Raw genomic sequence first — 12,789 nt, 5'->3', positions numbered from 1 at the left:
TTATGGACATTTTGGGTTATTTTTCATAATTTCCCACACTTATTGTTATTTCCTGAAACGGTTTACTTTAAACAAGTAAGTTATTTAAACGACTGCCAGCTTTGTTGGCTGACTGGCATCCGTATCGTGTAAAATGACTTGATCCCCAGTCAAAATATCATGGGTTTTCAGTGTTTGTTCAACCGCAAGTCTAGCGATGTCTTTCATATTGTTATCTTTACTTAGATGGGCTAAATAGATATGCTTAGTCCCGTCGCCGATCACATCAGCAAGAGCATGTCCGCAATCTTCGTTCGAGATATGTCCATGGTCTCCTAGAATACGGCGCTTGATGTTCCATGGGTATCTCCCCATCATCAGCATATTGATATCATGGTTGGATTCAATAACAAGCGAATGACTGTCGCGGATGATGCCTTTCATACGGTCGCTCACATAGCCTGTATCAGTCATCAGAGCGAGTTTCCTGCCATTATGGTGAAACACATAGAACATCGGCTCTGCAGCGTCATGAGAAACGCCAAATGACTCTACCTCAAGGTCATTAAACGTTTTGACCGTTTCCATCTCAAACTCAAACTTCTGTTCCGTGTTTACTTCTCCAATCAATCCGTCCATCGCGTTCCACGTATTTTTATTTGCATAGATCGGAAGCTTAAACCTCCGGGCAAGTACACCCAGCCCTTTTATATGGTCGCTGTGTTCATGAGTGACTAAGATTCCGTCGATATCTCCCACTTCTCCACAAGCGGCTTTTTCAAAAAGAATCTGTATCTGCTTAGCACTTAGTCCAGCATCAACAAGCAATCTTGTTTTCTCTGTTTCTACGTAAATCGCATTCCCCGAGCTCCCGCTAGCGAGAACACTGAATTTTAAACTCATAACCGCATGTTCCTTTCTACTCCTCTTTTTCAGATAAAACTTGAATGGAACTGTCAGTTGCATTGACTAAATATTGTCCGTGCTCTGTTTCAATCAGCCAGGTCGGTGCATAAACCTGAAGATCCCCTACACCTACAAGACTGTAATATCCTAGTTTAATATCTTTGATTTTATGTCCTTTTTTCAGGTTGTTCGTATCTAATAAACGTCCTAATGCTTTTTTAGGAGTAATGATTTCTTGAAAGGCACCCTGACGCATAATAAGTAGATACGTTTGGGTAAATTGTGTTAGGTTTCCATTATCATCGAGTTTGAATTTAATCATTCCATTAGGTGCTTCATAATCCAGTTTTGAACTATTTGGAATTACAAAATTAGCAGTATTATAAAAGATCGGCTTTTCTAAGTAAACCTGATTAAACCAGATGATATTTTCTTCCTTATCCCATTCATAATACCTGTAATCTTTGCCGCGGGTAACATTCTCTTCTATAAATTTTTCTAAATCAGCGATAAGATCTTTTGTATCCTTTTCAGGGAGATCAATAGGTTCTTTCAGCTTATAGTGAAGAGTGATATCAGTGCTCGTATCCTCATCAAGTGAGATGTTTTTTGAACTTAGCTTTTGTTCTTCTTCTGTAAATTTATAGCGCTGGGCACTGATTAAGGTCTGTTCATCTTTGTATTTTGGAATTTTATCCTGATAAGAAATTTTATTGATCGCTAACCTTTCTTCTAAAGGCTGTTCTGATAGATAAGCAATATTGTTTATATCGTTCTTTTGATAGAGCTGGTATCCCAAAAACAAGTTTAAGACAAGAAAGGTAAGGATAAAAATGCTTTTTGTTTTCTTCCAATCCAATTAAAACCCTTCCTCTCCGTCTTCTTTAAATAATAGCTCCCAGCCTTTTATGTCATATTTGATAAACCACTGCGGCTCAAGCATATAGAGATGTGGTTCACGCTTCTTCATCGTATATCCGATACGAATATCTTTAATATAGTTCGTGTTGTAATCAGATTCTTTCAATTTTCTTAACACTGCATCTCCAGATTGTATCGTAATTTCTTCTGTTAACGATGAAGGAATGGACGTCTCGCTCAAATCCAATTGTACTAGGGACCGTTCATACTCCTGTAATTCATTTTCGTACCAAGTTAAACTCATTTGCATTTCTGGATCGAGTACAGGCAAGTTTTCAACAAACAGCCAAAAATCAGTAGAAGAACCAAGATTTGATAAGATATATGGATTTCCCCACCCTGCATGTGTATTGATATATTCGACCGATTGAAAGAGCGGTGAGATCTGGATCGTATCCGGATTAGGCGATCCAGCAAAGTTTGTATAGGCAAAACGATTTTGCAGGATTTTAACGACCATTGCAGCTGTTCCATCGGCATACGTTATTTCATTATCGCCTGTTGCACTCTTTACAGCTTGTGGATCTTTAAAGAGAGCTTTCTTATACATTTCATACGTGTCTTCAGTTGTTGGTCTGGAAATATAGTTGTACCTGTTTAATTTCAGCTTATTTTTCGGGAAGTAGAACCTTTGCTTAATTTCATTCATGCCATTCTCTTCCCGCTCTTCGATATCATAAGAAATATAAGGAACCATGCTTTCGTCCGTAACCATTTCATTCATGTTTTTTATTAATGGAAGCAGATTATTATTAGAAGCTTTAATCTTGTGCATCTTTTTTGTCTCATAGGAGACTAAATAGCCTTCAATGCTTTCTGTAGATGGATTTTGGAAGAGAAAGATCCTGTCTACATCATTTGGTTTGTTTGCAGTAATCTCAGATTCAATTGAAAATACTTCTTTATAGATTTCCTTTGTCATATCTACCGGATAAATGACTTCAATATGCGGGATGTCGTTTAAAAAGTTTTCTTCCGGATCAAATGTACGGTTGTTTTTTGTACCTGTTTCAAATATGAATTTCGTTTCGTTTAATAGGTTGTGAAACTTTTCAACTACCTCATTGGCTTCTGCACCATATAACTTATTTCCACTATGATAGATAACTTGCGTTGGATTGACTACGTCTTTAATTTCCGCAGGATCTTCTACTTCTTGTTTTTTTACCGTTCGCGCATCCTCTAATAATGGATGGCTTGGCTTAAACGTCCAAAGACTCCATGTAAGTACAAGACTTAATAAAATGAGCGCAGTCAGTGTAATCGATTTTATAAACTCATAGTTCTCGCGATAAAGAGTAATTATTTTTCTGGCATGTGTAATCCATTTTAACCAGTTCATCGCTGCCCCTCCTTAACTTTTCTTAAAGGAAGAGTAAAATGTATGGTCGTACCTTGTCCCCATTCACTTTCAGCCCAAATATCCCCGCCATGCGCAAGAACAATTTCTTTTGCAATCGCAAGGCCAAGCCCCGTACCTCCAAGATCTCTGGAACGTGCTCGGTCGACACGGAAAAAGCGGTCGAAAATTTTAGACACATTGTTTTTAGGTATTCCTACACCTTGATCAGAAATACTTACTTTTACTTTTCTTCCTGTGATTGAAACAGCAACGGTTATCGTACCGCCTTCAGGAGAGTATTTCATGGCATTGGAAATAATATTATCCAGCACCTGCGTCATTTTATCGGTATCTAACTGAACAGGTATCACACTGTCGGGAAGGGAGCGGGATAATACAATATTCTCTTTCTCAAGCATCTCAAAACGCTCAATGATGCCATCAAGGAATTCTACTAAATCTATTTCACGGAAATTAAAACGATAGTCTTTGCTGTCCATTTTTGATAATTGAAGCAAGTCTGTAACAAGACGGATCATCCGCTCTGTTTCGTTCTGTGTCACTTCTAAAAAACGCGGTGCGATGTTTTCATCCTGCCATGCACCATCGGCTAATGCTTCCAGATAGCTTCTCATCGTAGTTAAAGGTGTTCTTAATTCATGTGATACGTTAAAAACGAACTCTCTTCGTTCATTATCAATCTGCTCTTGTTCTGTAACATCATGCAATACACAGATCAGACCGTTAATCGGCCCGTCGTCTTTTTGAATCGTTGAAAAGTTAGCGCGCACGACATAATGAAGATCATCTGTACTGAAATCGAGCAGCATGGATTCATATTCGTTATAGAGCTCTTCCCACGTGTAATTTGTATTCAAACGCAATAGTTCCATCAATGATGTACCAAGTGCGTTCTGTCTTGAAATATTCAACATCTCTTCAGCCCGGTCATTCATCAGAATAATCGCTCCATCGCGGTCGGTTGCAATTACTCCATCTGTCATATAAGTTAAGACCGAACGAAGTTTTCTTCTCTCACTCTCTGTAATAGCTGTCGCTTCTTGAAGCTTTTTCGTCAGGTTATTAAACGTCATCGCAAGCTGGCCGATCTCGTCGTCACCATATAGCTGTACTTTACGTGAAAAGTCACCTCTAGCCATAACGAGAGCCTGTTTTCTCATATCTGCCATCGGCCGCGTTATCGTGCGTGCCAAAAAGACACCGAGAAGTCCTGTAATAAGCAGAGCTATTACAGTACCGGTTACTAAAATATTATTAATGCGCTGTATTTGTTTAAAAATACTTTCAATCGATGCTTCTAAATAAATCGCACCAATAGTTGGTCCGTTATTGTCAATTTTGATCGGTTTGGCAAGAACCATAACCCGTTCGCCTTCAGGTGTGAGCATGACCTCGTCATCCACTGTCCCCTCAAGCGCCAGTTTAATCTTTGAATTGAAGCTGACCTGGCCTAGTAATCTAGGATTGCTGCTTGCCAGGACAGTACCTTCTTTATTGAGTACTTGAACTTCTTTCTCTTCAAATTCCTCGTCAATTAACGCTTGAATATCACCTTCAAGCGTTTTTTCAGGTTTGGCACCATCTTCTGTTTTTTGATCTTTGTAGCTCTTTTCGTCCTTCATTTTCTGCTCAATATTAAACTCCAGCAAATTCACTCTGTCATAAAGTGATTTTGTGAAGTTCTGCCGCAGATCATTCTCTAGATTGTTGATAAAATAGACACTGATCACCTGCATCGCTATTAATATGAGCAAAACATAAATCAATACAAATTTCACATGTATTGATTTAAAAAAATTGACTTTATCCATGATGATTACTCCTGGTCAGGATTTCTTAGGTAATACCCCACTCCGCGTCTAGTAATGATCCATAAAGGATGACTCGGATTATCTTCCACTTTTTCACGCAAACGTCTAACCGTAACGTCGACTGTACGGACATCACCGAAGTAATCATAGCCCCAAACGGTCTGCAGCAAATGTTCTCGGGTCATTACTTGTCCGATATGTTTAGCTAAATAATGAAGCAGTTCAAACTCCCGATGTGTCAGTTCGATCGTTTCCCCGCGCTTTGTAACAATATAAGCGTCAGGATGAATCGTAAGAGAACCAATGGTAATTTCGTTGTTCTCATCTACCTCGCGCTCAGACTCCTGCTGATGGCGGCGCAGATTCGCTTTAACGCGTGCGATCAGCTCTCTTGTACTAAATGGCTTCGTCACGTAATCGTCTGCACCCAGCTCAAGTCCAAGGACCTTATCAATTTCCGAATCTTTAGCAGTCAGCATGATGATCGGCATATCATATTTTTTGCGTATCTCACGGCATACTTCCATACCATCTTTCAAGGGAAGCATGATATCGAGCAGAATCATGTCTGGCTTCTCTTTTTCAACCTTTTCCAGCGCATTGATGCCATCGTATGCACACATAACCGTGAAGCCTTCTTTTTCAAGATTAAACTGCAGAATATCTGCAATTGGTTTTTCATCATCCACAACGAGAATTTTCTTATCCATGGGAACGCTCCTTTTTTCGGAAACTCTATTTTAATGAAAGCCTGAATGAATTTTGAATTTTAGTATCGTGTAAAATGCTATATCTCTACTATTTTATCATAAGTGAAACTTTCTCCATAATACCGGGAAAACCTTTAAATTCAAATAAGAAAAACCTCCCAGGAAAAAAATCTTTCCCAGGAGGCATTGCGCTTATTTTACAGATAGTCTTCAGGGTTTTGCAGCACTCCGTTTTTGTATACCTCAAAGTGCAGATGAACACCTGTTGACTGGCCTGTTGTTCCCATAACACCAATCTTAGACCCTTTTTGCACAACATCCCCGGTTGAAACAGAAAGGGAGTTTAAATGTGCATAGACAGTTCTCATCCCATTGTTATGGTTGATGATGATTTTGTTTCCGTAATCTCCATCCCATCCTGCAAACGCAACGGTTCCGTTGTCTGCTGCAAGAATAGAACGGTTTGAAGGGCGGGCAATATCCATTCCTTTATGCTGGCGTCCCCAGCGTGAGCCCATATGACTGGAGATGTAACCTCCAACAGCTGGCCACGAAAGCTGTCCTGTTCCTTTAGAAGGAATTACTTTCGTTCCGATCTTTTGAATCTCTGTTACCGGCGCCTTCACTTGTTCTTGGTTCAAAATATCTTTTTGAAGCGTTTTACCGTTCGTTTTTCTAACGGTATACGTAATATCCTCTAATCCTTTTTGACCTTTTTGAACGGTTTTCGTTTCGCCTTTTTCAAGCGTACTATCATCTTGTTTTTCTATTTTAAAAGGGATCTCATTTTGAGTTCGAGTTGCTTCATATACAAGTACTTGTGTAAAAGGTTTCTTCTCTGTAACCGTTACTTTCTCTCCGATACGGATAACAGGAGCCAATACAAGACGCGGGTTCAACGTAAAAAACTGATCCATTGTAAGGTGATACTTTTCCGTAATGGATTCTACCGTTTCGCCTTCTTGGATGATATGGTCCTTTTTCTGAAGCGTACCTTCCTTAATACGAGAAATTGCTTCATCAACTGAAACCAATTCACTTAAAGAGGTTTGTGCTTTTCTAACTAAAATCGGCGATGAAAAGTCTATATCAATTACTTTACTTTCACCTGGCTGCAGTTCAGGAATTTCAACTTCCTTATCTTCAGCTTTATTTTTTTCAATTGCGTCCAGTTCCTCTTTTGAAACATGTTCCAGCTTCATTTTAAGTAGAATATCTTCTGCTTCTTTCTCACTGGATACATAAGCTACAGTTTGTCCATCTATCACGAGACGGTAAGCTTCTAATGAAACTGACAGCGTTTTCGATAACGCTTCTCTTACAGCTTCATTATCAAACTGTGGTCTGAACATCTTTTCTGGCTTCAGTTCAATAGATTCGTTTAATGTAAAAGCAAAATCTCCTTTTTTGCCTTTTGCATTTTGAATGTATTGTTCGACTGCGCGATCCACGACGCTTTTTTCACGAACTGTACCGATTTTCTTCCCATCTACATAGACATGAAAAACGGTCTTGATTAATTGGTTATCGTCATGATGTGCATATATTACCGATGAATTCATCGTAAAAGTTGTTAGTAATAGGATAACCGCCACAAAAAATGGCATTGTCTTTTTTATAAATCTTTCAGTGGTTTTTCGATTTTGCACCTTTTCGTTCCCCCTAAAGATCCTCTGCTATATCTCAGCTAAGTCTATTGTCCTATGACAAAATTCTCCTTAATCCCTTTTGTATCCTATCATAATGAAATTCCATTTGTCAGAATTTCGCGGATTTTGTAATGCAACTGTAAAAAACCGGATGTTTCAGGAAGGGGGAAATCGGGTAAACAATTTGATTAAAAAAAGAGAGCAATAGTAATTTTCTCCTATTGCTCTCAACTATTTTATTTATTCTCTTAACATGAGCCGATCTTTAATATCATCCTTTTGTACATATACAACTAATAGACTGATTGGAATGAGGATAAGTGTTTCCAGCCATTGCTTTTCTAACAGCCAATAAAAAAACGGAGCAAGTGCAAATGCGAAAAGACCCGCTACTGTAAGACTTCTTTTTATGGAATAGAAAAGCAGGAACGCAGCGCCCACCAGTACGGCAGAAAGCCAATTAAAAACCAGCAATCCTCCTATAAACGAAGCTACTCCTTTTCCCCCTTTAAATCTAAGGAATATTGGATACAGGTGTCCTATAATTACTGCTAAAAACCCTAGCAGCTGAATATGGGATGGAAAACCTAATTCAATCCCTGCCCAAACTACCGCAGCCGCCTTAAGAATGTCACCGGCTAATGTAAGCACGAAACCAGATGGTCCAAGAACACGGCCAGCATTTCTTGCACCTATATTGCCGCTTCCCATCACTCTTAGATCGTGCCCTCTTAATACCTTTGCTACCAGGAATCCTGTCATCAAACCACCGACAAGATAACTTGCGATTAAATACAATACCCATTGGAATTCCATTGAATGATCATCTGCCTTCCTCATCCCAGTTTGATAACACTATATTCGAAGCAATACGTGTCTAACCCTGTTGATAAAAGAAAAAGTCCTGTTTCATATGTATGCTTTTCAAACAAGCTTTAGTATATAAAAAAAGCATGCCTCTAAAGGCATGCCGCATGATTTAGGATATAAAGTAAAAGTAAAATGGTGGCTCGAGACGGAATCGAACCGCCGACACGAGGATTTTCAGTCCTCTGCTCTACCGACTGAGCTATCGAGCCAAAAATAGAAATTTTGGATTCTATTTAATTACTGTGAAAATAAAATGGCGGACCCGACCGGGGTCGAACCGGCGATCTCCTGCGTGACAGGCAGGCATGTTAACCACTACACCACGAGTCCATTTGAAGCTGAAAAATATTTATATAAAAAATGGTGACCCGTACGGGATTCGAACCCGTGTTACCGCCGTGAAAGGGCGGTGTCTTAACCGCTTGACCAACGGGCCACTTTTTGAAAAAAGTGGTGAGCCATGAAGGACTCGAACCTTCGACCCTCTGATTAAAAGTCAGATGCTCTACCGACTGAGCTAATGGCTCTTGCTAATGGTGTCTATCGGTACCCTGTATCTTCCTCTAAAAGTAAGATATGTATGGGTATCCGTCGAGACAACTCGTAGTTCAATCACGTTGTAATGCTCGTGACTGAGCTAATGGCTCTTGCTCAAAAACAAACGATGTCGTTTTTTCACGACAAGTGTTACTTTATCACGATATTGAGGGTTTGACAATATGTTTTTGTTTTATTTTTCATAAAAACTTTTAAGGTTGCTGTTTTTATAAAAAAACAGCTATAGGGAATCACTATTTAATGTCTATTTACCGCATAATGTCGAAAATCGTGTTTATTGAAAATAACGTGTGATTATTGGATTTAACGTGAGAATAAACGGGATTAACGTGCGATTTTCCTATTTATCGTGCGATTAATTTCCAGTGTCCTCTCCACAAGGTCATTATCTAAAATTATCCTTTCCGTATATACATTCACAAAGAAAAATGCCTCTGTTAAACAAAAAAAGAAGCTCCTTGCGAACAAGGAGCCTTCAATAAATAATTTATTTAAGCAAACACGCCTCTAACCATGTTTGTTTGTGCACGGTCAGGTCCAACGGAGAAGATGGAAAGCGGTATACCGGTTACTTGTGAGATGCGTTCTACATAATGACGCGCATTTTCAGGAAGTTCTCCAAGATCTTTTACGCCTGTAATGTCTTCCGTCCAGCCTGGCATTTCTTCGAATACAGGCTCACATTCAGCAAGTACTTTAAGACTAGCAGGGAACTCATAAGTTAGTTCACCTTTGTACTTGTAGGCTACACAGATTTTCAATGTTTCAATACCTGTTAAAACGTCGATTGAGTTTAGAGAAAGGTCTGTAATACCTGATACACGGCGAGCATGACGTACTACAACAGCGTCGAACCAGCCGACACGGCGCGGACGTCCAGTTGTTGTACCGTACTCACGTCCAACTTCACGGATTTGATTTCCGATTTCATCGTGAAGTTCAGTAGGGAATGGACCATCACCGACACGAGTTGTGTATGCTTTTGAAACTCCTACAACATGGTTGATCTTAGATGGACCTACACCAGAACCGATCGTTACTCCACCTGCGATTGGGTTAGAAGATGTAACGAAAGGATATGTTCCTTGGTCGATATCAAGCATTACACCTTGAGCGCCTTCGAAAAGAACGCGGCGGCCGTCATCTAGAGCATCATTTAATACGACAGATGTATCTACAACATACTTTTCGATCTGCTGGCCGTATTCAAAGTACTCGTCCAGGATTTCTTCTTTCGTAAAGCCTTCTGATTCATAAATGCGCTCGAATAAACGGTTCTTTTCAGCCAAGTTGCGCTCTAGCTTTTCTTCAAACACTTCACGGTCTAAAAGGTCAGCGATACGAATTCCGATACGCGCTGCTTTATCCATATAAGCAGGTCCGATGCCTTTTTTCGTTGTCCCGATCTTGTTAGCACCCTTGCTTTCTTCTTCTAGAATATCTTGGCGAAGATGATAAGGAAGGATAACGTGAGCACGGTTTGAAATACGAAGGTTATCTGTACTTACTCCGTGGCTGTGAAGATATGCAAGCTCTTCAAGAACAGCTTTTGGATCAACAACCATACCGTTTCCGATTACACAAATTTTGTCCTTATAAAAGATTCCAGATGGAATTAAGTGAAGCTTATATTTTTTACCTTCAAAAACAATTGTATGCCCAGCGTTGTTTCCGCCTTGATATCTTGCTACTACTTCTGCTTTTTCTGAGAGATAATCGGTAATCTTACCTTTTCCTTCATCTCCCCATTGTGTTCCCACTACGACTACTGATGACATGGTTGCACCTCCATCAAATTAACGACTGGCGATATTATCGCCTAATCTTGAAAACCATGCTTAGTTTAGCAATATCTTTTGCGAAAGTCAACGAAAAACACGAACATTAAATCAATAATTTATATATTTGTTCGTAAAAATTTTACATTCCCATAGTCAAAAGATTAAAAACTCTAACGTATCCTGTAGTATTCACCTTGTTTAGGAGGTATGATTCTTTGTTTATTGAAAAATTAATGGTTGCTTACATGGATAACGCGGCTAACCACATATATTATTTGGATAAAAATGAACAAGTTATTCTTCTTGATGCGATTGAACCAGGAGGATTGCCTAATCTCGAGTTTTTAGATGTTGATGAACCAGAACGTTTTATTGAGATCCCAAAAGTGATGAACGTTGAGTCCTTTAGCTGGATGGTCGAATTTGAAAATCAAAATCAGCATAATGAATTGTTGCATGCACTTAATGAAAATAATCCATTTGAACGTTTTAATGAAACAATCGAGCAACTAAATTTAACGGAAAAATGGCATGCCTTTCAAAAAGAAAAAGTAAAAAGCCGCATCGAAAGTTGGCTTTCCGAAAAACAGATTATAGAATTGGAAAAGCAGCTGGACTAAAATCCAGCTGCTTTCTTTATGCGCCAGGCGGTATGGCACTCTCATCGTGCCGCCTGTCCAGGTTAACGAATTTATTATATTCTTTTACGAATGCTAGCTCTACGGTTCCAGTAGGACCATTACGCTGCTTCGCAATAATGATTTCAATAATGTTCTTGCTCTCGGATTCTTTATCATAATAATCATCACGGTACAGGAAGGCTACGATATCGGCATCCTGCTCAATGGAACCTGATTCACGAATATCAGACATCATCGGACGCTTGTCCTGACGGGATTCAACACCACGGGATAGCTGAGACAATGCGATAACAGGCACTTCCAGCTCACGTGCAAGAGCTTTTAATGAACGGGAGATCTCAGAAACTTCCTGCTGACGGTTCTCACCCGATTTCCCGCTCCCCATAATAAGCTGCAAGTAATCGATAAGAATCATACCTAAGCCTTTTTCCTGCTTTAAGCGGCGGCATTTTGCACGGATGTCATTGATTCTGATCCCCGGCGTATCGTCGATATAGATACCAGCCGCTGAAAGACTTCCCATCGCCATCGTAAGCTTCTGCCAATCCTCCGGAATCAGTGCACCTGTACGCAGACGCTGTGCATCGATATTTCCTTCCGCACAAAGCATACGCATGACAAGCTGCTCAGCACCCATCTCGAGACTAAATATCGCAACGTTTTCTTCCGTTTTAGTAGCAACATTTTGAGCTATGTTCAAGGCAAATGCCGTTTTACCAACGGAAGGACGTGCGGCTACGATAATCAGATCGTTTCTCTGGAAACCAGCTGTCATCCTGTCCAGATCATTAAAGCCTGTCGGAACCCCAGTGATATCCCCTTTACGGTTATGAAGAGCTTCAATGTTGTCATAGGCATGTACTAAAACATCCTTGATCTGAGTAAACGCGCTCGTATTCTTTCGGTTCGCCACCTCTAGAATAGATTTCTCAGCTTCATTCAAGATCGCTTCTACTTCTTCTTCACGGGCATAACTGTTCGCTGTAATGTCAGTAGCAGTTCGAATCAAACGGCGCAGCAGTGACTTCTCTTCTACAATTTTGCTGTAGTACTCAATGTTTGCTGCTGTAGGAGCACTGTCGGCAAGTTCCGTTAAAAAGGATAAACCGCCTACTTCATCCAGCTGATTATTATCGGCAAGCTCAGAAGTTACGGTAATGAGGTCTACCGGTTCACCTTTTGCGTTTAAATCCAGCATGACACGATATATTCTTTGATGTGTCGCTCGGTAAAAATCTTCGGGCAGCAAAATTTCTGAAGCAGTAATCAAAGCTTCCGGCTCCAGAAAGATAGCGCCAAGCACCGCCTGTTCCGCTTCAATATTCTGCGGCGGTATGCGATCAGCAAACAAATCACTCATTCTATTTTCCTCCTCTCCTCATTTTTTATCGTTTTCGTTTACACTGCTGCTATAAGAAGATGTTGATTTCCGCTCCAGGTGCTCCCTTTCCGCGGGGCGTGCGGTGAGCCCCCTAGGCTCATCAAGCCTGCCGTGGTCTCACCTGTCCCGCTGATCCCGCAGGACAAGGAAGGCTTCGGCAGCGTTACATCGCACGAAGAAAATGTGATTTGTCATTTTCGAGGAGTCTCGCACCTTGCG

10 protein-coding genes and 4 tRNA genes are annotated in these 12,789 nt (G+C 40.2%); 1 reads left to right on the top strand and 13 read right to left on the bottom strand.

The genetic code is table 11. The annotated features are described in order from the left end of the window. Nucleotides 1–84: 84 nt before the first annotated feature. From EV282_RS00240 to EV282_RS00185, 12 genes are all read right to left on the bottom strand, one after another. A complete protein-coding gene (locus EV282_RS00240; protein WP_130292736.1) occupies nt 85–882 on the bottom strand; it encodes an MBL fold metallo-hydrolase in 798 nt (265 codons plus the stop codon). Between the two features lie 16 nt (nt 883–898). After that, on the bottom strand, nt 899–1,744 hold the full coding sequence (locus EV282_RS00235) for a two-component system regulatory protein YycI (RefSeq protein WP_130292734.1): 846 nt from the start codon (nt 1,742–1,744) through the stop codon (nt 899–901). Continuing rightward, nucleotides 1,745–3,148, bottom strand: coding sequence for a YycH family regulatory protein (locus EV282_RS00230; RefSeq protein WP_130292732.1), 1,404 nt, complete (start codon nt 3,146–3,148; stop codon nt 1,745–1,747). After that, entirely contained in the window at nt 3,145–4,980 is a 1,836-nt protein-coding gene (gene walK, locus EV282_RS00225; RefSeq protein WP_130292730.1) for a cell wall metabolism sensor histidine kinase WalK, read from the bottom strand. The genes EV282_RS00230 and walK overlap by 4 nt, the downstream gene beginning before the upstream one ends. 5 nt (nt 4,981–4,985) lie before the next feature. Next, nucleotides 4,986–5,690: a response regulator YycF gene (gene yycF, locus EV282_RS00220; RefSeq protein WP_077360970.1), complete on the bottom strand. Its 705-nt coding sequence runs from the start codon at nt 5,688–5,690 to the stop codon at nt 4,986–4,988. A gap of 197 nt (nt 5,691–5,887) precedes the next feature. Beyond that, on the bottom strand, nt 5,888–7,339 hold the full coding sequence (locus EV282_RS00215) for a peptidoglycan DD-metalloendopeptidase family protein (protein ID WP_130292727.1): 1,452 nt from the start codon (nt 7,337–7,339) through the stop codon (nt 5,888–5,890). A 240-nt stretch (nt 7,340–7,579) separates the two neighbouring features. Next, nucleotides 7,580–8,155 carry a glycerol-3-phosphate acyltransferase gene (locus EV282_RS00210; RefSeq protein WP_165389304.1) on the bottom strand — a complete coding sequence of 192 codons (576 nt, stop codon included), beginning with the start codon at nt 8,153–8,155 and terminating at the stop codon, nt 7,580–7,582. Nucleotides 8,156–8,342: 187 nt separating this feature from the next. After that, nucleotides 8,343–8,418 (bottom strand) — tRNA-Phe (locus tag EV282_RS00205). A 45-nt stretch (nt 8,419–8,463) separates the two neighbouring features. Then, nucleotides 8,464–8,539: transfer RNA gene (locus EV282_RS00200), tRNA-Asp, on the bottom strand. Nucleotides 8,540–8,570: 31 nt separating this feature from the next. Continuing rightward, nucleotides 8,571–8,645 (bottom strand) — tRNA-Glu (locus tag EV282_RS00195). A 15-nt stretch (nt 8,646–8,660) separates the two neighbouring features. Further along, nucleotides 8,661–8,736: transfer RNA gene (locus EV282_RS00190), tRNA-Lys, on the bottom strand. A 522-nt stretch (nt 8,737–9,258) separates the two neighbouring features. Next, complete coding sequence (locus EV282_RS00185; protein ID WP_066244244.1) at nt 9,259–10,545, bottom strand: adenylosuccinate synthase; 1,287 nt, start codon at nt 10,543–10,545, stop codon at nt 9,259–9,261. A 218-nt stretch (nt 10,546–10,763) separates the two neighbouring features. On the opposite strand from EV282_RS00185, the gene EV282_RS00180 reads away from it, so the two are divergent. Further along, a complete protein-coding gene (locus EV282_RS00180; protein WP_130292723.1) occupies nt 10,764–11,168 on the top strand; it encodes a UPF0158 family protein in 405 nt (134 codons plus the stop codon). A gap of 16 nt (nt 11,169–11,184) precedes the next feature. Here EV282_RS00180 and dnaB read toward each other — a convergent pair whose 3' ends face one another. Beyond that, nucleotides 11,185–12,549, bottom strand: coding sequence for a replicative DNA helicase (dnaB, locus tag EV282_RS00175; RefSeq protein WP_130292721.1), 1,365 nt, complete (start codon nt 12,547–12,549; stop codon nt 11,185–11,187). Between the last annotated feature and the right edge of the window lie 240 nt (nt 12,550–12,789).

The organism is Fictibacillus sp. BK138, from assembly GCF_004216955.1.
In the GTDB taxonomy this organism is placed as follows: domain Bacteria; phylum Bacillota; class Bacilli; order Bacillales; family Fictibacillaceae; genus Fictibacillus.
Note: the sequence above shows the minus strand (reverse complement) of the source record. Positions and strands in the feature narration are given on the sequence as shown.

Excerpts from the sequence above, each read along its gene's own strand:
- EV282_RS00240 (WP_130292736.1), bottom strand. The coding sequence starts at position 882 with ATGAGTTTAAAATTCAGTGTTCTCGCTAGCGGGAGCTCGGGGAATGCG.
- EV282_RS00230 (WP_130292732.1), bottom strand. The coding sequence starts at position 3,148 with ATGAACTGGTTAAAATGGATTACACATGCCAGAAAAATAATTACTCTT.
- walK (WP_130292730.1), bottom strand. The coding sequence starts at position 4,980 with ATGGATAAAGTCAATTTTTTTAAATCAATACATGTGAAATTTGTATTG.
- yycF (WP_077360970.1), bottom strand. The coding sequence starts at position 5,690 with ATGGATAAGAAAATTCTCGTTGTGGATGATGAAAAACCAATTGCAGAT.
- EV282_RS00210 (WP_165389304.1), bottom strand. The coding sequence starts at position 8,155 with ATGGAATTCCAATGGGTATTGTATTTAATCGCAAGTTATCTTGTCGGT.
- EV282_RS00185 (WP_066244244.1), bottom strand. The coding sequence starts at position 10,545 with ATGTCATCAGTAGTCGTAGTGGGAACACAATGGGGAGATGAAGGAAAA.
- dnaB (WP_130292721.1), bottom strand. The coding sequence starts at position 12,549 with ATGAGTGATTTGTTTGCTGATCGCATACCGCCGCAGAATATTGAAGCG.